General features: G+C 67.2%; 22 protein-coding genes. 8 read left to right on the forward strand and 14 right to left on the reverse strand.

All coding sequences use genetic code 11. From position 1 onward, the window contains the following. Nucleotides 1-6: 6 nt before the first annotated feature. The 5 genes from ACFFGH_RS00260 to acs all read right to left on the reverse strand — a co-directional run bounded on the left by ACFFGH_RS00260 (nucleotide 7) and on the right by acs (nucleotide 4,685). Nucleotides 7-606, reverse strand: a complete 600-nt coding sequence (locus tag ACFFGH_RS00260) for a hypothetical protein (protein WP_386663859.1) — start codon at nucleotides 604-606, stop codon at nucleotides 7-9. After that, entirely contained in the window at nucleotides 606-1,049 is a 444-nt protein-coding gene (locus ACFFGH_RS00265; RefSeq protein ID WP_386663861.1) for an RNA polymerase sigma factor, read from the reverse strand. Before ACFFGH_RS00265 ends, ACFFGH_RS00260 begins: the two co-directional genes overlap by 1 nt. Before the next feature lie 50 nt (nucleotides 1,050-1,099). Further along, nucleotides 1,100-1,813 (reverse strand): hypothetical protein, encoded by a 714-nt coding sequence (locus ACFFGH_RS00270; RefSeq protein ID WP_386663863.1) that lies wholly within the window; start codon nucleotides 1,811-1,813, stop codon nucleotides 1,100-1,102. 223 nt (nucleotides 1,814-2,036) lie between these two features. Continuing rightward, nucleotides 2,037-2,705, reverse strand: coding sequence for a response regulator (locus ACFFGH_RS00275; protein WP_386663864.1), 669 nt, complete (start codon nucleotides 2,703-2,705; stop codon nucleotides 2,037-2,039). A gap of 27 nt (nucleotides 2,706-2,732) precedes the next feature. After that, nucleotides 2,733-4,685 (reverse strand): acetate--CoA ligase, encoded by a 1,953-nt coding sequence (acs, locus tag ACFFGH_RS00280; RefSeq protein WP_386663866.1) that lies wholly within the window; start codon nucleotides 4,683-4,685, stop codon nucleotides 2,733-2,735. Between the two features lie 198 nt (nucleotides 4,686-4,883). Here acs and ACFFGH_RS00285 point away from each other — a divergent pair, with 198 nt between their 5' ends. The 3 genes from ACFFGH_RS00285 (at nucleotide 4,884) to ACFFGH_RS00295 (ending at nucleotide 8,698) form a co-directional block, all read left to right on the forward strand. Then, the gene (locus ACFFGH_RS00285; RefSeq protein WP_386663868.1) at nucleotides 4,884-6,290 is read left to right on the forward strand and encodes a DcaP family trimeric outer membrane transporter; all 1,407 of its coding nucleotides are present in this window, start codon (nucleotides 4,884-4,886) and stop codon (nucleotides 6,288-6,290) included. Nucleotides 6,291-6,304: 14 nt separating this feature from the next. Then, on the forward strand, nucleotides 6,305-7,972 hold the full coding sequence (locus ACFFGH_RS00290; RefSeq protein ID WP_386663870.1) for an MFS transporter: 1,668 nt from the start codon (nucleotides 6,305-6,307) through the stop codon (nucleotides 7,970-7,972). Between the two features lie 318 nt (nucleotides 7,973-8,290). Continuing rightward, nucleotides 8,291-8,698 (forward strand): EF-hand domain-containing protein, encoded by a 408-nt coding sequence (locus tag ACFFGH_RS00295; protein ID WP_386663871.1) that lies wholly within the window; start codon nucleotides 8,291-8,293, stop codon nucleotides 8,696-8,698. Nucleotides 8,699-8,850: 152 nt separating this feature from the next. On the opposite strand, the gene ACFFGH_RS00300 is transcribed toward ACFFGH_RS00295, so the two are convergent. Together ACFFGH_RS00300 and ACFFGH_RS00305 are read right to left on the reverse strand one after the other, a co-directional pair. After that, entirely contained in the window at nucleotides 8,851-9,246 is a 396-nt protein-coding gene (locus tag ACFFGH_RS00300; protein ID WP_386663873.1) for an EF-hand domain-containing protein, read from the reverse strand. Continuing rightward, the gene (locus tag ACFFGH_RS00305) at nucleotides 9,243-10,427 is read right to left on the reverse strand and encodes a DesA family fatty acid desaturase (protein WP_386663875.1); all 1,185 of its coding nucleotides are present in this window, start codon (nucleotides 10,425-10,427) and stop codon (nucleotides 9,243-9,245) included. The genes ACFFGH_RS00300 and ACFFGH_RS00305 overlap by 4 nt, the downstream gene beginning before the upstream one ends. Before the next feature lie 288 nt (nucleotides 10,428-10,715). Between ACFFGH_RS00305 and mutM the strand changes: the two genes are divergently transcribed. The 4 genes from mutM to ACFFGH_RS00325 all read left to right on the forward strand — a co-directional run bounded on the left by mutM (nucleotide 10,716) and on the right by ACFFGH_RS00325 (nucleotide 15,174). Beyond that, nucleotides 10,716-11,543 (forward strand): bifunctional DNA-formamidopyrimidine glycosylase/DNA-(apurinic or apyrimidinic site) lyase, encoded by an 828-nt coding sequence (gene mutM / locus ACFFGH_RS00310; RefSeq protein WP_386663877.1) that lies wholly within the window; start codon nucleotides 10,716-10,718, stop codon nucleotides 11,541-11,543. A 24-nt stretch (nucleotides 11,544-11,567) separates the two neighbouring features. Then, entirely contained in the window at nucleotides 11,568-12,212 is a 645-nt protein-coding gene (locus tag ACFFGH_RS00315; protein WP_386667254.1) for an ECF-type sigma factor, read from the forward strand. 120 nt (nucleotides 12,213-12,332) lie between these two features. Then, entirely contained in the window at nucleotides 12,333-14,075 is a 1,743-nt protein-coding gene (locus ACFFGH_RS00320) for a serine/threonine-protein kinase (protein WP_386663879.1), read from the forward strand. Between the two features lie 82 nt (nucleotides 14,076-14,157). Beyond that, nucleotides 14,158-15,174: a tetratricopeptide repeat protein gene (locus tag ACFFGH_RS00325; protein ID WP_386667255.1), complete on the forward strand. Its 1,017-nt coding sequence runs from the start codon at nucleotides 14,158-14,160 to the stop codon at nucleotides 15,172-15,174. Nucleotides 15,175-15,247: 73 nt separating this feature from the next. Here the strand turns inward: ACFFGH_RS00325 and ACFFGH_RS00330 are convergent, their stop codons facing one another. Then, nucleotides 15,248-15,868, reverse strand: a complete 621-nt coding sequence (locus ACFFGH_RS00330) for a thymidine kinase (RefSeq protein ID WP_386663880.1) — start codon at nucleotides 15,866-15,868, stop codon at nucleotides 15,248-15,250. Nucleotides 15,869-16,091: 223 nt separating this feature from the next. Between ACFFGH_RS00330 and ACFFGH_RS00335 the strand changes: the two genes are divergently transcribed. Further along, nucleotides 16,092-18,071: a UvrD-helicase domain-containing protein gene (locus ACFFGH_RS00335; RefSeq protein ID WP_386667257.1), complete on the forward strand. Its 1,980-nt coding sequence runs from the start codon at nucleotides 16,092-16,094 to the stop codon at nucleotides 18,069-18,071. 251 nt (nucleotides 18,072-18,322) lie between these two features. On the opposite strand, the gene ACFFGH_RS00340 is transcribed toward ACFFGH_RS00335, so the two are convergent. The 6 genes from ACFFGH_RS00340 to ACFFGH_RS00365 form a co-directional block, all read right to left on the reverse strand. Continuing rightward, nucleotides 18,323-18,649, reverse strand: a complete 327-nt coding sequence (locus ACFFGH_RS00340) for a hypothetical protein (RefSeq protein ID WP_386663882.1) — start codon at nucleotides 18,647-18,649, stop codon at nucleotides 18,323-18,325. A gap of 85 nt (nucleotides 18,650-18,734) precedes the next feature. Then, nucleotides 18,735-19,166, reverse strand: coding sequence for a hypothetical protein (locus tag ACFFGH_RS00345; RefSeq protein ID WP_386663884.1), 432 nt, complete (start codon nucleotides 19,164-19,166; stop codon nucleotides 18,735-18,737). A gap of 69 nt (nucleotides 19,167-19,235) precedes the next feature. Then, nucleotides 19,236-19,994 (reverse strand): alpha/beta hydrolase, encoded by a 759-nt coding sequence (locus ACFFGH_RS00350; protein WP_386663885.1) that lies wholly within the window; start codon nucleotides 19,992-19,994, stop codon nucleotides 19,236-19,238. Nucleotides 19,995-20,272: 278 nt separating this feature from the next. Then, nucleotides 20,273-20,743 carry a hypothetical protein gene (locus ACFFGH_RS00355; protein ID WP_386663886.1) on the reverse strand — a complete coding sequence of 157 codons (471 nt, stop codon included), beginning with the start codon at nucleotides 20,741-20,743 and terminating at the stop codon, nucleotides 20,273-20,275. 93 nt (nucleotides 20,744-20,836) lie between these two features. Further along, on the reverse strand, nucleotides 20,837-22,063 hold the full coding sequence (locus ACFFGH_RS00360; RefSeq protein WP_386663887.1) for a serine hydrolase domain-containing protein: 1,227 nt from the start codon (nucleotides 22,061-22,063) through the stop codon (nucleotides 20,837-20,839). A 77-nt stretch (nucleotides 22,064-22,140) separates the two neighbouring features. Beyond that, nucleotides 22,141-22,686 (reverse strand): longin-like domain-containing protein, encoded by a 546-nt coding sequence (locus tag ACFFGH_RS00365; protein ID WP_386663888.1) that lies wholly within the window; start codon nucleotides 22,684-22,686, stop codon nucleotides 22,141-22,143. Nucleotides 22,687-22,751 lie beyond the last annotated feature (65 nt).

A 22,751-nucleotide genomic window follows, 5' to 3' on the forward strand; every position in this document is an offset into this window, starting at 1 on the left:
CATACATCAGGTCCGCAGCTGCTGGAGGATCTCGTCCAGTCGGCGGATGTCGGCGTCAAGGCGCCTGACGCGCCAGCGCTCGAACCACAGCGAGCCGAGCACGAGCGGAAACACGGCGGCGACTGATAGCCAGAGATTTCCCGCGCGCGCGGTGATCTGCCATCCGGCCGCTTCGGCGGCGGCCAGTGCCGCAAGCGCCAGCCACATCGCGACAGTGACCACGCTGCTCACTCGCCAGTAGCGCTTGGCATTGTGCGCGCGTCGGATCTGCAGTTCGACCAGCGCCTGCGGGCCGGATGCATCGGCGCCCCGCAGCCTGTGTCGCATCCAGATACCCCAGCCGGTGTAACCCAGAAGGACGAACAACAGCACGATCAGCGTCCATTCGAATGCGGACATCCGCGGCTGGGTGATCAGATGCTTGACGGTCACGCCGATCGCCACCGGAACCGACAGCACTTCCATCGCGATCATCGCGCGCATCCGCCGCGTATACGCCGCCGCCTCGCGTTCCACCGCAGCAAGATCGATTGCGGGCACCTCCCGGGAGCGCCAGAGCGCACCCAGCTCCGCCCATTCGGCGTCATCGCGATTCCGCTCATCCATCATCGCTCTCCCAACCATTCGCGAAGCTGCCGACGCGCGCGACTGAGCCGCTGCGCCACCGTGTTTTCATCGACGCCCAGTGCCTGCCCCGTCTCGCGCTGGGAAAACCCTTCAAGCGACAGCACGACCACCTGGCGCTGCCCGAGCGGCAGCCCGGCGATCGCCTCGATCAGGTTGCGACGACGCTGGCTGGTTTCCGCGGCACGGGCCGGGTCGGGCGCCGGGTCGACCCACTCGTCATCCAGCGCGTCCTCGTACCGCGCCCGGTTACGGGCGAGGTGGTCGATCGAACAGTTGTGCGCCACGCGTGCGCAGAACGTGCGCACCGAAGCCTCGCCACGCCAGCGCGGCAGCGCTTTCCACAGCGCGACACTGATCTCCTGCAGCAGATCCTGACAACGCGCGGGATCGGCTTCGTAGCTGGCCGCGATGCGCGAGAGCATGCCTCCATGCTCGGCCAGCACCGCGTCGAGGGTCGGGCTCGCGTCCAAGCTCAGTCTGCCGGGCCTGCAAACACGTCGCGGTACATCGCATAGCCGACGCAGAGTGCGCTCGGCAGCATGACAAGCAGCACCCAAGGCGCCCACAACACCAGCGCCACGAGCACGGTGGTGATCGTCGACATGATCAGCACGGGTTGCCAGTACGCGATGCTGCGCTCCACGCTCTCGACCAATGCCTGCCTGGCGGTGCGTCCGTCCAGCACGACGCGGGGCGCGACAAAGGTCAGGAAAAGCCCCGGCACCGTACCGGACGCGAACACCAGCGCCAGCTCCGGGCGCGACAGCGTCAATGCTCCCATCGCGCCCGTAGCGAGCGCAAACGCTTGGGCGGGCCCGGCGATCATTGCCGCGACGGCAAGCTGGAAGATCGCCACACTCGCGGTCAGGGCCGCTACCGCAAGCAGCGACGGCGGGCGTGCCCGCCCGAACCAGGCGCCGCCGTTCGGACGAAACACGCCAGTGCGCGCCTTGTTGTCCACCAGCACCCAGAGCCACGCGCTGGCAAGCGGCGTGACGAGCTTGGACACTCCGATCCCGACCACCGGCACCACCTGACAGGCCGCTTCGACCAGGATCGGCAGCAACGACAGCAGAAACAGGCGCACCGGGCTGCGGCGGAAGAGCGACCAGCCACCGGCCAGCCAGCTCAGAAGCCGGGCGGACCCGGTGGAATGGAGGGGCACGGGCATGGCAGCGAGCGACATCGGGACCTCGGCAGTGATTGACCTGATCCTTTAGTCCGAGCCACCGCGGAAAACCTGACAGCGCGCGAGAGGTCGGCATCGCCCGGCCTTCGCGCGAGCAGGCAAGCCACCGGGGCCCGTCGGTGCCCGCGGTTTCCGATTGTCGTGCATGCCTGCGCGAAGCCGCCGCAGTACGAGGCGTGTCGCCCGCCGCAGGGTGCGGCACTCCCGTAGCGGTGCGACGCTATTCGCCGTCCTCGGGCGGCAGCGCAATCGCCCCCGGGTCCAGCGCAAGCCGCCCCGCAATCAGCACCGCCTGCGTGCGGTTGTTCGCGCCGAGTTTGCGCAGCACTGCGGTCACATGCGCCTTGACGGTCGCCTCGGACACGTTGAGGTCGTAGGCGATCTGCTTGTTGAGCAGGCCGGCGCCTAGCATCTGCAGCACGCGGAACTGCTGCGGCGTCAGGTCGCGAAGCCGATGCGCGGCGTCGTGCTCGTCGGCGGCCGCGGCCGGTGCGGACAACGCGGCGGGCGGCGCCCACCGATCGCCATCGAGCACCGTGCCGATCGCCTCGCCGAGCGTGGCGGCGTTCGCGGATTTCGGGATGAAGCCGACCGCTCCGTGGTCGAGCGCGCGCCGCATCACCGCAGGTTCCTCGCGTGCGGACACGACCACGATCGGCAGTTGCGGATGCAGGCCGCGCAGGTGCACGAGCGCACTGAAACCCTGCGCACCGGGCATGTTCAGATCGAGCAGCAGCAGGTCGGCATCGGGTTCGGCATCGACCAGTTCATACAGCGCGGCGACGCTGTCGGCCTCGCACAGGTGCGCATCGGGCAGCACGCGCGCGACCGCACCGCGCAGCGCTTCGCGGAACAACGGATGGTCGTCGGCGATCAGCAGGGTCGGCATCGCAGCCCTCGCTTCTCCAGGCCCCGCTCAGCGCCCGCGCCGCTCGCGCACCAGCGATTCGACGACCGAAGGATCGGCGAGCGTGCTCGTGTCGCCGAGCTGATCCGGCGCATCCTCGGCGATCTTGCGCAGGATGCGGCGCATGATTTTGCCCGAGCGTGTCTTCGGCAGGCCGGGCGCCCATTGCAGATGATCGGGCGTCGCGATCGGGCCGATTTCCTTGCGCACGTGGGCGACGAGATCGCGATGCAGTTCGTCTCCCGGGCTCTCGCCGGCCACCAGCGTCACGTAGGCATAGATGCCCTGCCCCTTGAGGTCGTGTGGGAAACCGACGACCGCCGCTTCGGCCACTTTCGGATGCGAGACCAGCGCGCTTTCGACTTCGGCAGTGCCGATGCGGTGGCCGCTGACATTGATCACGTCGTCGACGCGGCCGGTGATCCAGTAGTAGCCATCGGCGTCGCGGCGGCAACCGTCGCCGGTGAAGTACGTGCCGGGATAGGTGCGGAAGTAGGTGTCGATGAAGCGCTGGTGGTCGCCGTAGACGCTGCGCATCTGACCCGGCCAGGAATCGAGCAGCACGAGGTTGCCTTCGGCGGCGCCTTCGAGCAACTGACCATTCGTATCGACCAGCGCGGGCCGCACGCCGAAGAACGGCTTCGTCGCCGAGCCGGGCTTGAGGTCGGTCGCGCCCGGCAGCGGCGTGATCAGGATGCCGCCGGTCTCGGTCTGCCACCAGGTATCGACGACCGGGCAGCGGCCGTCGCCAACGACGTCGAAATACCAGCGCCAGGCTTCGGGATTGATCGGCTCGCCGACCGTGCCAAGCAGCCGCAGCGATGCGCGCGAGGTCGACTTCACCGGCGCCTCGCCTTCGCGCATCAACGCGCGGATCGCGGTCGGCGCGGTGTAGAACAGCGTGACCTGGTGCTTGTCGATCACCTGCCAGAAACGCGACACGTCCGGGTAGTTCGGCACACCTTCGAAGATCAGCGAGGTGGCGCCGTTCGCGAGCGGCCCGTAGACGCCGTAGCTGTGGCCGGTGACCCAGCCCACATCGGCGGTGCACCAGTACACGTCGTCCTCGCGCAGGTCGAACACGCACTCGTGCGTGTAGCTCGCGTAGGCCAGATAACCGCCGGTCGTGTGCAGCACGCCCTTCGGTTTGCCGGTGCTGCCGGAGGTGTAGAGGATGAACAGCGGATCCTCGGCATTCATGCGCTCGGGCTCGCACTGCGCGCTCTGCCCCGCGACCACCGCATCGAACCAGCGATCGCGCGGCATCTGCATGTCGATCGCCGCACCGGTGTGGCGCACTACAAGCACGGTTTCGACCGAGTTCGCACCCGGCATTTTCAACGCCGCATCGACGTTCGCTTTCAATGGCACGCGCTTGGTGCCGCGCAGGCCTTCGTCGGCAGTGATCACGAGCTTGCTGCCGCAGTCCTTGACGCGGTCGGCGATCGACTGCGGCGCGAAGCCACCGAACACGACCGAGTGCACCGCACCGATGCGTGCGCAGGCGAGCATCGCGACCACCGCATCGGGAATCATCGGCAGGTAGATCGTGACGCGATCGCCCTTGCATATGCCGAGGTTGCGCAGCGCATTGCCGAGTCGGCACACGCGCTCATGCAGTTCGCGGTAGCTGATGCGTTGTGCGGGCGTCGCCGGATCGTCGGGCTCGAAGATCAGCGCAGCCTTGTCGCCGCGCGTTTCGAGCTGACGGTCGAGGCAGTTCACGCTCGCGTTGAGCTCGCCATCGGCATACCAGCGGATGCGGAAATCCGCGAGGTCGTAGCTGACATCCTTGACCTGCGTCGGCGGCCGCATCCAGTCCAGGCGCTGCGCGACGCGCCCCCAGAACGCGTCGGGTTGCTCGACCGATTCGGCGTACAACCGTTCGTAGTCATCGCGCGTGATGCGTGCCTGCGCGGCGAAGCGCGCATCGACGGGATAGACGGGGGCGGCTTCGGACATGACGCGCTCCAGCTGTCGCAAGGTCGGGTAGCCGCAGTGTGCCGCATGCATCCGGAAATCCGGCGTCGAAACCCTTAGACCATGGTCGTAGGACGACGCGAAAACCGCCGACGTACGACCAAAGGCGAATGGCGATGCAGCGCGATGCCGCCGCAGGCTGGCCCTGTCACGCAGTGCCGCGTGCCTGAAGGAGGCGTCATGGCTTCACGTCCACCCCGTCGGGGAGTGTCCGCGCGCGTGGCCCGGCGTCCGCTGGCCGCGGCGCTGCTGGTCGCGCTGGCGCTGCCGGGCGCCGCGTTCGCGCAGACCGCGAAAGAACGCGAGCTCGAGGCGCGCGTTGCCGAGCTCGAGCGCATGGTGCAGCAGCTGGTCGCCGAACGCAGTGCGCCGGCCGTACCGGTGGCGGGCCCTGCGCCGCCGGCGGCGCCGAACGCGACGGCGACCGCGGCTACTCCACCAACACCGGTGATCCAGACCGCACCGATCACGCCGGCCGCGAACCCGAACACCACGTTCACCTACGGCGGCTTCATCAAGCTCGATGCGATGGTGACCGACACCACCGGCGGTGAGATCCCCGACGGCAGCGCCGGGCGCCTGTTCTACCTGCCCGGTACGATCCCGGTCGGCGCGCCGGCTGAAGCGCGCGCGGACACCGACGTGCACGCGCAGTTCTCGCGCTTCTGGTTCAGTGCGGACACCACGCTGCCCTCGGGCGACAAGCTCAAGGGCTATATCGAGCTGGACCTGTTCGGCGGCGGCAGCAACGCGCTGCTCGGCAACGAAGTGGCGACGAACACGCACGGCGTGGCGGTGCGGCACGCGTACGTGGTCTGGAACCGCTGGCTAGCCGGTCAGGCGTGGTCGAACTTCCAGGACCCGGTCGCCCTGCCCGACGCGGTGGACTTCGTCGGCCCGACCGAGGGCACGGTGTTCGTGCGCCAGGCGCAGCTGCGCTACACGAACGGACCGTGGTCGTTCTCGGTCGAGAACCCCGAGACCACGGTGACCCCGCTGCTCGGCATCGGCCCGCGTATCAGCAGCGACGACAACCTGATGCCGGATCTCACCGCGCGCTGGCTGACCAAGGGCGACTGGGGCCACTTCACCGTCGCCGCATTGCTGCGCGAGCTGCGTTACGACAACCCGGCCACCGGCATCGACGACACCGCGCGCGGTGGCGGGCTCAGCGTATCGGGCCGCTACAACATCGGCGCGAATGACGATGTCCGCTTCATGGCCACCGGCGGCCGCGGCATCGGCCGCTACCTCGCGCTGGGCGGCCTGGCCTCCGACACGGTGCTCGCGGCGGACGGCTCGCTGGAGGCGATCGACGGATACGGCGGCTTCGTCGCCTGGCGCCACGCGTTCTCGCCGAAGCTGCGCGGCAACCTGTTCTATTCGATGGCGCACTTCGACAACGACGTCGCGCTGACCGGCTTCGGTGTGACCGAGCGTGCGCAGTCCTGGCACGCCAACCTGATCTATTCGCCGCTGCCCAAGCTCGACATCGGCGCCGAGCTGATCTGGGGCCAGCGCTCGCTCGAAGGCGAGGCCGACGGCGATCTGCGTCGCCTGCACACCCACGTCAAATACACGTTCTGACCGGAGAAACGCGCATGTCCGCCACATCCGCCAATGCCGCTGCGCCACCGCCCGGCCAGCTCACCCAAAGCCACAGGAAGGTCATCCTCGCATCCAGCCTGGGCACGATCTTCGAGTGGTACGACTTCTACCTCTACGGCGCGCTGGCCGTGATCATCGCCAAGCAGTTCTTCAGCGGTGTCAACGAAACCACCGGCTTCATCTTCGCGCTGCTCGCGTTCGCGGCCGGCTTTGCGGTGCGTCCGTTTGGCGCGCTCGTGTTCGGACGGCTCGGCGACCTGGTCGGTCGCAAGTACACGTTCCTCGTCACGATCGTGCTGATGGGCATTTCGACGTTCCTGGTCGGCGTGCTGCCCAACTACGCGAGCATCGGCATTGCGGCACCGATCATCCTCGTCGTGCTGCGCATGGCGCAGGGCCTCGCGCTGGGCGGCGAGTACGGCGGCGCGGCGACGTATGTCGCCGAGCACGCACCGAACGGCAAGCGCGGGCTGTACACGAGCTTCATCCAGACCACCGCGACGATCGGCCTGCTGCTGTCGCTGATCGTGATTCTCGCGGTTCGTGAAACCGTGGGCGTGGAAGCGTTCGAAGAGTGGGGCTGGCGCATCCCGTTCCTCGGCTCGATCCTGCTGCTCGGCATTTCGGTATGGATCCGCATGCAGCTGCACGAATCGCCGCTGTTCCAGCAGATGAAGGCCGAGGGCAAAGGCTCGAAGTCACCGCTGCGCGAGAGCTTCCTGTCCAAGAACGGCCGCATCGTGCTGCTGGCACTGATCGGCGCGACCGCGGGCCAGGCGGTGGTCTGGTACGCGGGTCAGTTCTACGCGATGTACTTCCTGACCCAGTCGCTGAAGGTCGACGCGACGACGACCTGGCTGCTGATCGGCGGCGCACTGATCATCGGCACGCCGTTCTTCGTGTTCTTCGGCTGGCTGTCGGACCGCATCGGCCGCAAGAAGATCGTCATGGCCGGCTGCCTGATCGCCGCGCTGACCTACTTCCCGTTGTTCAAGGCGCTGACCCACTACGCGAACCCGGCAATCGCCGAAGCCAGCGCCCGCGCACCGGCCGTGGTCACCGCCGACCCGGACACCTGCAGCTTCCAGTTCGATCCGGTCGGCAAGAAGAAATTCACCAGCTCCTGCGACATCGCCACGGCCGCGCTCGCGAAGGCCGGCGTGCCGTACACGATCCAGCCCGCACCCGCCGGCACCGTGGCCAGCGTCGCGGTCGGCAACGAGCGCTTTGCCAGCTACGAGGCGGCCGGGCTTGATGCGGACGCAGCAAAAGCCCAGGGCGAGGTATTCGGCAGCTCGCTGACGGCGGCGCTCACCCAGGGCGGCTACCCGACCAAGGCCGAGGACGCGCGCATCAACAAGCCGATGGTGCTGCTGATCCTGACGATCCTGGTGCTGTACGTGACGATGGTCTACGGCCCGATCGCAGCCTGGCTGGTCGAGCTGTTCCCGACCCGCATCCGCTACACGTCGATGTCGCTGCCGTACCACATCGGCAATGGCTGGTTCGGTGGCTTCCTGCCGACGATCTCGTTCGCACTCGTCGCGGCCACCGGCAACATGTATTTCGGCCTGTGGTATCCGATCGTGATCGCACTGATGACGTTCGTGGTCGGCTCGCTGTTCCTGCGCGAAACGAAGGATGTCGATATCCGCGACTGAAATCGTCGCGGACTGCATCCCCCGACGCCGGCGCAATGCCGGCGTCTTTTTTTGTGTCGGCAGGCGTGCGATCCGTTTACCCCCGCGCGCCCAACCGCGCCCATTGACCCGCGATGGTTAACCGATAATGCTCGAGCCGGATATGGCACGAGCGCTGACGATTATCGATCCAGCCTCATCCGCTTTTATGGCTCGAGTATTCGCGTGGATTTACGAATCCACGTGATTTCAACGGCCGCTACGGCATGATGACTCGGGTGCCTCGTCAAAACATAATCTTTCAGGGGCACTCCTTCCCAAATAGACAGGAGACACGCCATGAACAAGAAAATAATGGCCGCACTCGGGCTTTCCGTCCTTCTCGCCTCGGGCTGCGCCTCGACCGAGGGCATGCAGTACGCGGAAACCAACAATGGCTTCGCGCAGTGGGACCGCGACCGTAACGGCATGATCGCCAATGACGAGTTCCGCGCAGGCTTCACCCAGAACGCCTCGTTCAACGAATGGGATACCGACCGCAACGGCATGTTGTCGGATCAGGAGTTCGGCGTTGCATCGGCCGAGTGGGGCATCGGCGCGGATTCGTTCGGCGTTTGGGACGCGAATCGCGACGGCATGCTCGACAATAACGAGTTCGGCATCGGCGCGTTCAGCACCTGGGACCACGACCGCGACGGGTTCCTCAATGACGACGAGTTCGGCGTCGGCATGGGCTGGTTCGACTAATCGCCCCCCCGCTAGACCCCAAGCTGCCGTTAGCCGCGAACGCGGCTTCGAGCCTCTACGATGAGCCGGCAATCATTGCCGGCTCGTTGCCGTTTAGGCGGGCGTATCCGGCGGTTCCCGGGCGGCGGGGCCGCGATCTGACGCGCTGTAGATCAGCGCGGCGGCGCGGCGAGTTCGCGCGCGTCGAGTGATCCGTCGCGGTTGCGGTCCTGCCGTGCGAACGCCTCAGCCAAGGCCGCGCGGTGCGCGTCAAGCCTGACCGGCCTGCCGCGGCCGCCCGGCAACTCGGACGTGCTGAGCACGCCATCGCCGTTGCGGTCCATGCGCTCGAACCCGTAGCTGAGCCAGGCCTGGTACTCCGGCAGCGATACGCGGCCGTCGTGGTCGGCATCCATGCGCATCAGGTAATCGCTCGTGGCCCGCACCTGAGCCGATGGCGTCGTCGCGCCGCACACGGATGCGACTGCAAGCACGAGCGGCAGCGCGAAAAAAAGGCCCGCGCGATGCTGCGCGGGCCCTTGTCGGATGACCGACCGCAGCCGGCTCATGCGTGTGCCGGCGCCAGCGAGTAGCCCTTCAGACGCTGCGAGAACAACTGCAGCGAGCGGATGCCACTGGCTTCGGCTTCCGCACACCATGCGTGCAGCTTCGCGAGCGTGACCTGTGCATCGTTCGAGCGCTCGTCGAGCACCTGCGCAAGGCGGGCGCGGTATTCGGCCAGCGTGGCCATCTGCGGACGCTCGTCGAGCCAGGCCTGCAGCCGGGCGCGCTTGTCGTCGTCGAGCCAGCGACCGCCGTCAGCCAGCGCATTGCGCAGCGAACGCGGCAGCTTCTCGTGACGCGCGCGCAGCGCCGGCAGCGTCACCGTGCGGTAGTAGTCGGTCATCGCCTGGAAGCGGATCGCGAGCAGCGCCTTCAGCGTCTCGCTGTCGGGCATCGCGATGTTCGGGCGCACATCGAGCGATGGCGCGACGCGCAATACCTTCGCAAGCCCGACCTTCTCCAGCGTCTTGATCGCGAACCAGCCGATGTCGAATTCGAACTTGCGCAGTGCGAACTTCGCCGACGACGGGAACGCATGGTGGTTGTTGTGCAGCTCCTCGCCGCCGATCCAGAACCCCCACGGGCTAATGTTGGTCGCCTTGTCGGTGGTTTCGAAGTTGCGGTAGCCCCACCAGTGGCCGAGGCCGTTGATGACGCCGGCCGCCCAGAACGGAATCCACGCCATCTGAATCGCCCAGATCGCGATGCCGGCAAAACCGAACAGCGCAAAGCTCACGAACAGCAGCACCACCGGGCCCATCGTCGCGTGCGGGGTGTAGAGCTTGCGCTCTATCCAGTCGTCCGGGCAGCCCTTGCCGTACTTCTCGATGTCCTCGCGCTGGTCGCGCGCTCCGCGGTAGAGCTCGGCGCCACGCCAGAACACGGTCTTGATGCCCTTGACCTGCGGGCTGTGCGGGTCTTCCTCGGTCTCGCACTTGGCGTGGTGCTTGCGATGGATCGCCGCCCACTCCTTGGTGATCATCGACGTGGTCAGCCACGTCCAGAACCGGAAGAAATGCGCGAGCACCGGATGGAAATCCACCGAGCGGTGCGCCTGGCTGCGGTGCAGGTAGAGAGTGACCGAGAAAATCGTCAACTGGGTGGCGACCAGCAGGTAGAGCAACAGCGTGCCCCAGCCGGCCTGGAGGAGGCCGCCGGCAAGGAAGTCGAGCAAAGAAGCGGGCATTTCTGACTCCGGAAAACAAGGATCGACCGCTGGCGGCATATACGCCGGTCCTGGGTCTGGTTTTGATGATGCCATCGGAACGGCATTGCGCGTGTCGACAAGCTCGCGCGCGGTATTTATTGGGTGGGGGGCGTTAAGGCCGTTGCAAGCCGAACCGGCCGTGCGGCCAGATCAGGCACAAGCATGCGATGCACGACCGCAGCGCCGCGCGATTCCGCGCCGCACGGCATTCGACGGGGCCTTCCTGCATTGCAGGAACATACGGCGCGCAGGCTCTAACATCGCGCGATGCCCGAGCTGCCCGAAGTCGAAACCACCCGCGCCGGCCTGGCGCCGCACCTGCTCGGGCGGCGCGTGCTCGGCGCGACCTTGCGCCGGCCCGACCTGCGCTGGCCGATCGCACCCGAAATCTCGACCGTGCTGCCGGGCCAGCGGATCGACGCGGTGCGCCGCCGCGCGAAATACCTGCTGCTCGATACCGCCGCCGGCAGCGCGCTGATGCATTTAGGGATGTCAGGCAGCCTGCGCGTGCTGCCCGCGGCGACGCCGGTGCGTGCGCACGACCACGTCGACCTCGCGCTCGAGCCGCGTCATGGCGAAGCGGGCGCGGTGCTGCGTTTCAATGATCCACGCCGCTTCGGCTGCGTGCTCTGGCAGGCGCCGGGCACGCTGCACCCGCTGCTCGCGGGCCTTGGGCCGGAGCCGTTGTCGGACGTATTCGATGGCGATTACCTGTTCTCGCTCAGCCGTGGTCGCCGCGCGCCGGTCAAGACGTTCCTGATGGATCAGTCGGTCGTGGTCGGCGTCGGCAACATCTATGCGGCCGAGGCGCTGTTCGAAGCCGGCATCGCGCCAGCGCGAGCGGCCGGCCGCGTTTCGCGCGAGCGCTACGTCGCGCTCGCCGATGCGGTCAAACGCATCCTCGCGTATGCGATCACGCGCGGCGGCACGACGCTGCGCGATTTCATCAGCCCCGACGGCGCGCCGGGCTACTTCGAGCAGGAGCTGTCGGTGTACGGCCGCGACGGCCAGGCGTGCCTGCGCTGCGGCCACGGGTTGCGGCACGCGGTGCTCGGCCAGCGCGCCACGGTCTGGTGCGCGCGCTGCCAACGCTGAGCGAGGCTGAATCCGGCCTTGCGCGTGAAGCTCATGCATACGGCACGGAAAAACTTGCACGCTATAGTCCGCGCCACGAAGTCGTATGGAAATTCGATGACTGCCAGCGCTGATATCACGATGCTGCTGGACGCCGCCCGTGGCGGTGACCGCAACTCGCTCGATCGCGTGCTCGCGACGCTGTACCAGGAGCTGCACTCGATGGCGCGCCGGCAGCTTGCCGGTCAGCACGGGCAGACCCTGGATGCGACCGCGCTGGTGCACGAGGCCTACCTCAAGCTGATCGGCCGCCGCGAGGCGAAGTTCGACGACCGTGCGCATTTCTTCGCGTATGCGGCGTCGGCGATGCGTTCGGTCGTGGTCGATTACGCGCGCCAGCGCATGGCGCAAAAGCGCGGCGGCGATCTGCACCGCGTCACCGACCTGCCCGAGGACGTCGAAGGCGGCCTGCGGCTGGACGAGGAAACGCTGGGCCTGGACACCGCGCTGACGCGGCTGGCTCAGGTCGACCAGCGGCTCGCACAGGTCGTCGAACTGCGTTATTTCGCTGGCCTGTCCGAACTCGAGATCGCCGCGCTGCTCAAGCGTTCGGAGCGCAGCATCCGCCGCGACTGGCAGAAGGCGCGCATGTTCCTGCTCGCGTCGCTGCGCGACGAACCGGCAGGCTGATGCCCGCGCCGTTTGTCGGAGCCCGCCCGATGAATCCGCACCTGTTACGTCCCGGTCGCGCCGCAACCCGCCCCGCAGCGCGCATCATTGCGTGCTCCGGATTTTCGGCAGGCTGACGACATGGATGCCGAACGCTGGCAGCGACTGTCACCGCTGCTCGATTCGCTGTTCGAACTCGACGACGCCGAGCGCGCGGCGCAGCTGCGCCAGATGCGTGCGCAGGATCCCGCGCTGGCCGATGAACTCGAAGCCCTGATCGCGCTCGAGGAATCGCAGAGCGATTTTCTCGAGCAGCCGATCGTGCCGCAGATCATCGCGGGCCTAGGCCCCGGCAGCGTGGTCGGGCCGTATCGGCTCGAGCGGCTGCTCGGCGAAGGCGGCATGGGCCAGGTCTGGCTCGCCGGCCGTGCCGACGGGCTCTACCAGCGTCGCGTCGCACTCAAGCTTTTGCGGCCGGGCCTGGCCGATCCGAACCTGCGACTTCGCTTTACTCGTGAGCGCGAAATCCTTGCGCGGCTCGCGCATCCGCACATTGCGCGGCTGCTCGATGCGGGCATCAGCGAGAACGTGCCCTACCTCGCGCTCGAATATGTCGAAGGCGAGCCGATCACCGACTACTGCAAGCGCCACGCGACGCCGGTCGAGGCGCGGCTACGGATGTTCCAGCAGATCTGCGACGCGGTCAGCCACGCGCACGCGAACCTGATCGTTCACCGCGACCTCAAGCCGTCGAACATCCTCGTGACGCCAGCGGGCGAAGTGCGCCTGCTCGATTTCGGCATCGCCAAGCTGCTCGACAGCGAAGTGCCGCTGATCGAGCAGACGCGCACCGGCATGCGCGCGTTCACGCTGCACTACGCCGCGCCCGAGCAGATCCGCGGCGAACCGGTCACCACGATGACCGACGTGTATTCGCTCGGCGTCGTGCTGTACGAACTGCTGACCGACACCAAGCCCTACCGGCTCAAGCGCAACACCGACGCCGAGTGGGAAGAGGCGATCCTGCAGGTCGATCCGTTGCGGCCGTCGCAGACCGTGCTGCGCCGCGGCGAGAGCGAAACCGCCGAGCCGCATGTGGCGCGCCGGCTGTCGCGGTTTCTGTCGGGCGATCTCGACAACATCGTGCTCAAGACGCTGTCCAAACGGCCCGAGCACCGCTACCCGTCGGTCGAGGCGCTCGCGCTCGACCTGCAGCGCTTCGAAGCCGGGCGCCCCGTGCATGCGCGGCCGCAGAGCCTGGGCTACCGGGCGCGCAAATATCTCGTGCGTCACCGCTGGGCACTCGCCGCCGGCACGATGACCGCGACCGTGCTGGGCCTCGCGCTGGGCATCGTCGCCTGGCAGGCGCGCGAAGCGGTCACCGAAGCCAGTCGCGCGCAGGCGATGCAGGACTTCATGGTCGGGCTGTTCGAACACGCTGGCGGCATGCCTGAAGGCGGCACGCTGGACCTGCGCAGCCTGCTCGACGCGGCCGTCGAGCGCGGCGACCGCGAACTCGCGCGCCAGCCGCGCGCGCGCGCCGAGCTGCTCGGCGCGGCTGCGCGGCGGGCTCGGCGATTACCGACAGGCCCATGCGCTGCTCGATCGCCAGGCGGCGATCATCGACATCACCGACGACATCCCGGTCAGCCTGCAGCTCGAATCGCTGGCGCTGCGCGGCGAGATGCTGCGCCGGCTCGGCGAGCCGCAGGCCTGCATCGACCTGATGCAGCCGGAACTGGCGACCACGCGCCGCGAGCAGGCGCAGCTGCCCCCGCAGGCGGCCGAGTTCTACTCCCAGCTCGGTCGCTGCCGGCAGGCGGTCGGCGAGCGCCAGATCGCGCGCGTGCTGTTCGATCGCGCGCTTGCGCTGCGACGCAATGAGGCGGGCTCGACGACCGGCGAGATCGAAAGCCGCCTCGACCTCGCCAGCCTCAGTGCCGAAGCCGGCGACAGCGACGGTGCGGTGCGGGCCTACCTCGCGGCGCGCGCGCAGTTGCTGCGCGAGGCCGGCGAGAGCCATCCGCTGCTGATCCCGATCGGGCGCCGACTGGCCGCGCTGCATCGCGAGCATGGCCGGCTGCCCGCCGCCGAGCGCAACCTGCGCGACGCGGTCCGTATCGCGATCGAAACCAATGGGCCGCAGCACCCGGGCACGCTGACGGTGCGGCGTGAGCTCGGCGAGGTGCTGCTGATGCAGGGGCGCCATACGAAGGCCGCGCGCGAGTTCGATGCGGTCCACCAGGGTCTGGTCGAACGCCACGGCGAAGGCCATGCCGAACTGCGCGACAGCCACCGCATGCTCGCGCAGGCGCACTGGCAGCGCGGCGACACCGAGACTGCGGAAACCCAGCTGCGCGCGGCGCTGGTCATCAGCCGGCGCGGCGGCGACCCCGACCAGGTCGCTGAAGTGCAGCTGGAACTCGGCGAGTTGCTGCACGAAACCGGCCGTGCCGGCGCGGCGCTGCCGCTGGTGCGGCAGGCCGTCGCGCTGCGGCGTGCGCGGCACGGAGCAGCGCACGGCCTGACCGCCGATGCCGAACGGCTGCTGGCCGAAATCGATGCGAGCATTGCCGGCCCCGGCCCCGGCCCCGGCAGCGCACGCACGCGCCTGCAGCGCCCGGTCGAACGCGCGGACCTCGCGCTCGAGCCGCCGCCGGCGGGCGCGAATCAGGCAGAGCTGGTGCTGGCACGGCGCGACATCACCGCCGAAGACGCCAGCGCGCTGGCCAGGCTCGACCCTGGCGCCGGTGAGCCGGCACTGCAGCCGGCGGCGCTGCGCGCACGCGCGTCGGCCGCCGAGGCGCTCTGCAGACGCGGCGGCGACGATGCGGCGCGCGCTGCGCTGCTGCTCGACCTGCTGCTGGCGGACGTGCGCCGATACGAACCCACGGGCGGCACGATCACGCGCGAGGTCGAAGCGATCCGCAGGCAGTGCAGCCCGGTCGACGCCAACCCCGGCGGAACGGTCGCGGCCCGCTGAGCGCCGGGCTTGTGCCCCTGGCCGTTCCATCCGGATCCGGAGTTCGGCTTCCCGACGGCTCCGTGTTGGCGGCCTAGAGCGGCAGCGGCGGCTGGAGCGGCGCGATCGCCCCTTCGCCGCGCATGACCTTCTTGAACTCCGCGCGCGAGACCGACACGTAGCGCTCGTTGCCCCCGATCTCGACCTGCGGGCCGGCCTGCACCGCGCGGCCGTGCGCGTCGATGCGCACGTTCATCGTCGCCTTCTTGCCGCTGTGGCAGATCGTCTTGATCTCGCTGATCTCGTCGGCCCAGGCCAGCAGGTGCTGGCTGCCTTCGAAAAGCTCGCCGCGAAAGTCCGTGCGCAGCCCGTAACACAGCACCGGGACGTGCATCGCATCGACGACTTCGCTGAGCTGCCAGACCTGTTCGCGCGACAGGAACTGCGCCTCGTCGACCAGCACGCAGTTAAGCGCGCCGTGCGCGGCGACGTCCTCGTGCACGAGTTGCTGCAGGTCGCGATCGCGCCCGAACGCGATCGCATCCGAGCGCAGGCCGATCCGCGACGCAACCACACCGACGCCCGCGCGGTTGTCGAGGTTCGGCGTCAGGATCAGTGCGCGCATCCCGCGCTCGCGGTAGTTGTGCGCCGACTGCAGCAGCGTGGTCGTCTTCCCCGCATTCATTGCCGAGAAGTAGAAGTAGAGCTTGGCCATGAGCGCCATTTTACGGCCGGTGCGCCCGGCCGGCCCGGCCCGGCGCGGCGGCCCAGTCATCTGGCGCTGCGGCACGCCGGCTGCGTTCGCCCCGGTGCCGGCCGGTGCTGGTGTCCGCGTCGCAGCCAGGCGCGCGCGGCGCAACGCCACCGGCGCGTGCGATGTCACGGATCGGCGCGAACCCCCGCCGCTAAACTGCGCGCCCCCCGGTTCCGCGATTCCCATGCACGGCCTTAACCCCCCGCAACGCGAAGCCGTCCTGCACACCGACGGCCCCCTGCTCGTGCTCGCCGGCGCCGGCAGCGGCAAGACGCGCGTGATCGTCGAGAAGATCGCGCACCTGATCTCCGAACGGATCATGCCGGCCAAGCGCATCGCCGCGATCACGTTCACGAACAAGTCCGCGAAGGAAATGCGCGAGCGCGTCGCCAAGCGCATCAAGGGCGATGCGGCCGAAGGCCTGACGGTCTGCACGTTCCATGCGCTCGGCCTGCGCTTTCTGCAGATCGACCATGAGAAAGCCGGCCTGCGGCGCGGGTTTTCAGTATTCGACAGCGACGATTCGAACGCGCAAATCAAGGATCTCATGCCTGCGGGCAGCAAGCCCGACGTGATCGATGCGATCCGCGGGCTGATCTCGCGCGCGAAGAACGCAGGGCTTTCGCCCGAAGAAGCGATGAAAGAGGCACGCAGCCCGCGCGAGATCGAGGCCGCGACGGTCTACGACCTCTACCAGCGCCGACTGACCACGTTCAATGCGGTCGACTTCGACGACCTGATCCGGCTGCCGGTGCAATTGCTCGAAGCGCATGAGGAATTGCGCCTGGCCTGGCGCGAACGCATCGGCTACCTGCTCGTCGACGAATGCCAGGACACGAACGACGCGCAGTACCGCCTGCTGAAAGCGATTGCGGGCCCGAAGGGGCTTTTCACCTGCGTGGGCGATGACGACCAGTCGATCTACGCCTGGCGCGGCGCGAACCCGGACAACCTGCTGCAGCTGGGCAAGGACTACCCGACGCTGCGCATCGTCAAGCTCGAACAGAACTACCGCTGCTCCAACCGCGTGCTGCGCGCGGCGAACGCGTTGATCGCGAACAACCCGCACGAGCACCCGAAGACGCTGTGGTCGGATCAGGCCGACGGCGAGCGCATCCGCATCTGGGAATGCCGCGACGCCGCGCACGAAGCCGAGAAGGTCGCCAGCGAGATCCACTTCGTCGCCACCGCCAAGCGCGCGCCGTGGAGCGATTTCTGCATCCTGTTCCGCGGCAACTTCCAGTCGCGCGCGCTCGAAAAAGCGCTGCAGCTGCTGCGCGTGCCGTATCACCTGACCGGTGGCACCGCGTTTCTCGAACGCGGCGAGGTCAAGGATGCGTTGAGCTGGCTGCGCTTGATCGCAAACCCGGACGATGACGCGGCATTTTTGCGCGCGGTGCAGTCGCCCAAGCGCGAGGTCGGTGCGACCACGCTGAGCAAGCTGGCTGAACTCGCGCATGGCGCGAACATGCCGATGTCGCGCGCAGCCGAATCGGTCGGCGCGCTCAAGCAGCTCACGCCGCGCGCGGCGAATGCACTCGATGGCTTCATGGGCATCGTGCGCGACCTGCGCACGAAGTCGCGCACGCTCAGCCCGGCCGAGCTCGTGCGCGAACTCGCCGAGCGCAGCGGCCTGCTGCGCTCGATCCGCGAGCAGTGCAAGGACCAGGCGATGTTCGAGCGCCGCAAGCAGAACCTCGAAGAACTCGCCGAATGGTTCGACGGCGCGCGCAACGCGGGGCCTGGTGAGCTCGCCGCCTCGCTCGCACTGCTGTCGCACGCCGACAAGGGCGATGCCGGCAACCAGGTGCGGCTGATGAGCCTGCACGCATCGAAAGGGCTCGAGTTCCGCTACGTGTTCATCGTCGGCATGGAAGACGGCACGCTGCCGCATGAGGCCAGCATCGACGAAGGGCGCCTGGATGAGGAGCGCCGCCTGATGTACGTCGGCATCACGCGCGCGAAGGAACAGCTGTGGCTGTCGTACTCGAAGATCGCCCAGAAATGGGGCGATACGTTGCGACTGAAGCCGAGCCGGTTTTTCGATGAGCTGCCTGCTGCGGAAGTCCAACGCGACGGTGCGGACCCGGAAGCCGATGCGGTGCGCAAGCAGGAACGCGCAAGCGCGGGGCTGGCGGCGATCCGGGCGTTGCTGGACGAGTGAGCGCGGGCGGCGCGCCTGCCGCGCGCCCCGCCGTAGCGGGACTACGCCCGCTGCCGCTCCGATGCGAATGATGGGATTACGACATCCAGTGCGTGCGGCTGCTGTGTCACCGCGGTATCAGGTGGATGCGGCCGCCGACCGGATCGGAAGGTCCGGACCTTCCCGTTCTCGATCGGTCCCGCGAAGCCTTTTGACCCGCACCGGTGATCGACGGGCGCGGCCGGTATCCCCTGAGCGGCACTGCAGAACGCTCAGCCGCGCAGGCCACCGAGCTGGTCGTACCAGTCGCGGTAGGGCGTGTTCTTGACGAGGTAGCGGTTCCAGTCTTTTGCGCCATCCTGCCACCAGACCGACCCACGTTCGCCGAGCGCGGTCTTTGCCGCATCGACGGCTCGGCGCGCCTGTGCGAGGCGCTCAGGGTCATCGCTCGAGAGCGCCGCCTTGACCTCGCGTCGCGCGCCCATCAGTGCATGGACAAGCGCTTCGCGCTGGTCCGGCGGCAGGTGCGGGTTCGCCACGCGCCACAGCCGGCCGCGAACCACGATGTACCTGCCGTCCGGCGTCAGCGGATGATCCATAGGCGCCTTGTGCCTGGTGTACGCCGCTTCGAAGCGGCCGGGACCGCAGCGTGAGTTTGCCCTGCCGCAACGGCCGTACGCATTTCTACAGGCGCGCCCAGGCCCGTCGCAGCCCGACCAGATGCACGACGCCGAAGCCGAGGCAGATGGCCGAGCTCCAGAACCAGAACGCGGCGCTGTTACCCGGGAAGTACGCCATCAGCGGCATGAACGCGACGCCGCGCAGCAGGTACACGGCGGTGATCGCGCACAGCGCCACGCGGGTCAATGGCAGCTTGCGAATAACGCCTGCGCCCGACAGCGCGTACGCCGACCACACCAGCAGCATGCCGGCGATCACCAGCGTCGCGGCGGTGGGATACCAGTGGCCCGCGAGGTCCATCTGCGCCATCCGCTCACCCGCACCGAGCCATCGGTACCACGGCGCGCCGAACACGATGCAACCCAGGTGCAGCAGCGCGGCCAACGCGCTGAGCACGGCGCCGGTGACGAGAAACTTGTTGGGCGTGCGTTCCAAGTGCTTTCCTCTGCAACCAGGTGATCAGGTGAAGTCGAACCGCGAACGAGATCGGCATCGACCAAGCTGTTACATGCCGCAGCCGCCCGTTCTAATAAAACGCGAGATGAGCGTGTTGATCTGCGCCTTCAGCGGCTGCGGCCCGTCATCGGTCATGTCGTTATGACGCGATCCGGGAATCTCGACGATGCAGATCCCTGTCGAAGCCACTTCAGGCTCCGATGGTAGGACACCTGGATCGGCCTCGAAGTCGCTGGCCCGGATCGACAACACTTTCAATGAACTGCTGCGCGGCAACGGAACACGCCGGTGATCCAGCGTGATCAGCCCGGTCGCGAACCCCGGGGTATCGCGCAGCAGCAGTGACGAGATGTCGCCTCCGTTCGAGTGCCCGATCAGCGTCAGCGCCGACCAGTCGTGGTCGGGGTAGAGTCGCGACAACTCCGCCTTGGCGAACCGAAGGTTTTCGGCGCCCCGCTGCCACGCCGGGGTGCGAATGGTCACCAGATCCCCTTTGCTGTTCAACGGCGGGTCGGACGGCAGGTCGTGCTGGATCGCAACGGCCAGGTATCCCTGCGCAGCCAACGTGTCTGCGATGAACGAATAGCGTGTATGGGGTATGCCATAGCCCGGGCTGATGAATGCCACCGGGCAGGACCTTTGCGCCAGACAGGGGCTGGCCTCGACCGGAAAGTGAAGCCGCACCGACACATGGCGCGCTCGGCTTCGATCGACGAGGGTGATTGCCTCGACATCCAGCTGGGCAGCGACTGCCGAGCCCGCACAGGTGGCAAGGATGAGAACTACGGCGAGTACGGAAGAACGCATCAGTAACCTTTTCGGCGCTTGATCAGGACTGCAAGAAACGACGGGCGGGCGCGCCCCGAAGGACGTGCTTTGCTGTTGCGCACGCTGACCGCGGGTGGCGACTGCTGGTCGGCATGCGCCAGGCGGCCCCCTGCGGTGATGACACGATCAGTGCCACTCGGGAAGTCGTTCGCACACGGTTGGTGGAAGCGACGAACAAGCGGCCGCCGCAGCACATGCAAACAAGCTGCGTCGTCAGACTTCACTGCCTCTGGCGCTTGTGGGATGACCGCACGCAGCTACCGGCTGAGCTGCTTGCACTTGCAGAAGAAGTTGCCGGCTTCGACCGCCGCGACTGCGCTCTGAAAGTTTCGTTGAGGCACGCCGACAAAGGACACCTGCGTTCCCTGGTCTGCTTTGGACACCACAATGCCGCAATACAGAATGTCCGGCTCGCTGGTGTTGCGCATTGCGTACCACCTGGCGCCATCGGCGAGCCTGCCCTTGTCGACGTAAAGGCCGTCCCCGCCGGATGGCCGGGTCAGCAAGCCGCTGCTCAGCCCAAGAGCTGACATGTCGTCATTCGCCGTCCCGCACCCGCTTTTGGTGATGCGCCGGTTGACGGCGGAAAGCGAAAGCGCAATCGGGAAGGTTTCGAGGTCAGCGCGATCCGGGAAATCTGCCGGCAACACCTGGTTTTCACGTCCGGTGGCGGACGTGCTTGCGAAGCACAACAGGGCAATGGCGAGGCTGGTCAGACGCGAGCTCATACGTTTCCTTGTAGTTCGGTCTCACACCTGGGTTAAACCGCGCCGCGAGCCGGCGTCGGCCTGGACGAGTGCCCGGCCAGTAGGCACCCCGCCTCAGCGGCGGGCAGCAAGCTTCCCCTCACTCTTCAGCTTCTCCGCCTGCGTCCACAAGGCCTCGAAGATCTCGAAATAACGTTCGGTGCCCCGGTCGTCCAACGAAGTGTTCGTAAACAGCACTACGCCGACACGCTTGTCTGGATCGGCCAGCATCACTGTTCTGATGCCCGGGTCGGAGCCGTTGTGCCCGATCCTGGTGGTGTCGTACTTCGTGGCCCAGAAGATTCCGGAGTTGACCGAATCTTCCCCCTGCAGGTTGACGTTGCCCGGCTTGTTTGCGCTCGTGAACTGGAACCTGAGCATCTCGTCCGTTGAGCGCTTGTCGAGAATGCGTGCGCCCTCGTATTGGCCGTCATTCAACAAGGCGGTGAAGAATCTGGCGAGGTCGGACACCGAGGTGCGGACTCCGCCGTCCGGATACGTCGTTACCTCGTAGAGCTGGATCGGAATGCCGGGCCCTTCGGCCACATACAGTCGCGCGTGCTTTGCAGGCGGGATCTCGGACAGGGACCAGCCCGAGTTGCCCATCTGCAGGGGGTCGAAGATGTGGCGCCGGCCATAGGTGTTGAGCTTTTCCCCGACGGCGAGCTCGACGATGTAGCCGGCCAGTCCTGCTGCGATGTTCGAGTACTCGTGGTATTCGCCAGGTCTGGTTTTCAGAAAGTTGTCGGTCGAGTAGTGCTTGCCGTTGCGCTCGAAGTAGCTTCGCAGAAACCCATCAAGCGCCTCGGGAGTATCGCCACCGTAGTGGTAGGTGCGGTCGTAGACCTCTGGGCGATCCGTGATCCCCGAGGTATGCGTGGCCAGATGCCTCAGCGTGATGGGCTGGTCGGGCGCATGTGGATTGACGACCTTGAACGGCAGGTAGGTATTGATGTCCTCGTCCAGCGACAGCTTGCCCTCCTGGACCGCGCGCATCAGGGCCGCGCCGGTGAAGGTCTTGCTGATCGAGCCGGTGTTCATGACCGTGTCGGGAGTAAACGCGATCGCGTTCTCCTTGTCGGCGAACCCATAGCCCTTCACCCAGACGATTTTCTTGTCGACGATGATCGCGGCGCCAAGGCCGACGATGCCGCTGTCTTTCATCCGCTGCTCGACGACGTCGTCAATCGCAGACCTCGCGTGCGCCGATTGCACTTGGATGGGCACAGCCGCCGCAGCGTGTCCTGCAGCGAGCGCAGCGACGACTGCGGCGGTTACGGCGAGCGATTTCCTGTAGCGCATACGGTCCTTCCTTGGTGGGTTGCGGCCTAGGTTAAGCCGCGCCGCAAGCGGCGCCTGCCTGAGTGAGATTCAGCGGACTACTTATCGGTGTTCGCGCGATCGGCTTCGGCCTGGGCCTGCGCGAGTGTGGGTACGCCGAGCGCCACGCGATCGGCGTCGGTGACCGCATCGGGGTGGACCGTGTAGAGCACGAACTTGCCCGAGTCGTCCTGTATCGACTGCGTGCCGTACCACTGCGGTTGCTTGAAGCGCAGCATGAGCCTGTCCCACGATGCGGCCATCAGCCATTTGGCACTCGGGTGCTTGGGGTCCAGCGTGGCTGCGATCGTGGAGAGGGAATGCGCGAGCCGGATGTCGTCGGACGACCTTCCGTGCTGCATGACCAGCGCTGCGTTGTAGTAGTCCCACGCCGTGGTCAACCCGCCGGCCTGCAGGATTTCCAGCACCCGCTTGCGGCGCTGCGCGTCGCGCTGCAGCACGTCGGGCCACTTGTCGCTGAGCATCGGGTCGCTGCGATCGGTCTGGTCCGCCTGCTTGAGCGCGCGGAGCTCGGCGTTGTCGGTGGCGAACGCCACAAACGGAAGCGCCATCAGCAGCAAGGCGGTCGCAATCGTTTTGTGCACGGCAATCTCTCCATGGTTGCCTGACACCCGGGTCCGCCAACGCGGTGGGGCGTTGGATGCTGGGA

The sequence above is a fragment of the Lysobacter korlensis genome, assembly GCF_042434515.1.

Coding starts and splice junctions, on each gene's coding strand:
- ACFFGH_RS00270 (WP_386663863.1), bottom strand. CDS start 1,813: ATGTCGCTCGCTGCCATGCCCGTGCCCCTCCATTCCACCGGGTCCGCC.
- ACFFGH_RS00295 (WP_386663871.1), top strand. CDS start 8,291: ATGAACAAGAAAATAATGGCCGCACTCGGGCTTTCCGTCCTTCTCGCC.
- ACFFGH_RS00340 (WP_386663882.1), bottom strand. CDS start 18,649: ATGGATCATCCGCTGACGCCGGACGGCAGGTACATCGTGGTTCGCGGC.
- mutM (WP_386663877.1), top strand. CDS start 10,716: ATGCCCGAGCTGCCCGAAGTCGAAACCACCCGCGCCGGCCTGGCGCCG.
- ACFFGH_RS00335 (WP_386667257.1), top strand. CDS start 16,092: ATGCACGGCCTTAACCCCCCGCAACGCGAAGCCGTCCTGCACACCGAC.
- ACFFGH_RS00320 (WP_386663879.1), top strand. CDS start 12,333: ATGGATGCCGAACGCTGGCAGCGACTGTCACCGCTGCTCGATTCGCTG.
- ACFFGH_RS00305 (WP_386663875.1), bottom strand. CDS start 10,427: ATGCCCGCTTCTTTGCTCGACTTCCTTGCCGGCGGCCTCCTCCAGGCC.
- ACFFGH_RS00360 (WP_386663887.1), bottom strand. CDS start 22,063: ATGCGCTACAGGAAATCGCTCGCCGTAACCGCCGCAGTCGTCGCTGCG.
- ACFFGH_RS00300 (WP_386663873.1), bottom strand. CDS start 9,246: ATGAGCCGGCTGCGGTCGGTCATCCGACAAGGGCCCGCGCAGCATCGC.
- ACFFGH_RS00285 (WP_386663868.1), top strand. CDS start 4,884: ATGGCTTCACGTCCACCCCGTCGGGGAGTGTCCGCGCGCGTGGCCCGG.
- acs (WP_386663866.1), bottom strand. CDS start 4,685: ATGTCCGAAGCCGCCCCCGTCTATCCCGTCGATGCGCGCTTCGCCGCG.
- ACFFGH_RS00350 (WP_386663885.1), bottom strand. CDS start 19,994: ATGCGTTCTTCCGTACTCGCCGTAGTTCTCATCCTTGCCACCTGTGCG.
- ACFFGH_RS00275 (WP_386663864.1), bottom strand. CDS start 2,705: ATGCCGACCCTGCTGATCGCCGACGACCATCCGTTGTTCCGCGAAGCG.
- ACFFGH_RS00355 (WP_386663886.1), bottom strand. CDS start 20,743: ATGAGCTCGCGTCTGACCAGCCTCGCCATTGCCCTGTTGTGCTTCGCA.
- ACFFGH_RS00290 (WP_386663870.1), top strand. CDS start 6,305: ATGTCCGCCACATCCGCCAATGCCGCTGCGCCACCGCCCGGCCAGCTC.
- ACFFGH_RS00330 (WP_386663880.1), bottom strand. CDS start 15,868: ATGGCCAAGCTCTACTTCTACTTCTCGGCAATGAATGCGGGGAAGACG.
- ACFFGH_RS00260 (WP_386663859.1), bottom strand. CDS start 606: ATGGATGAGCGGAATCGCGATGACGCCGAATGGGCGGAGCTGGGTGCG.
- ACFFGH_RS00265 (WP_386663861.1), bottom strand. CDS start 1,049: ATGCTCTCGCGCATCGCGGCCAGCTACGAAGCCGATCCCGCGCGTTGT.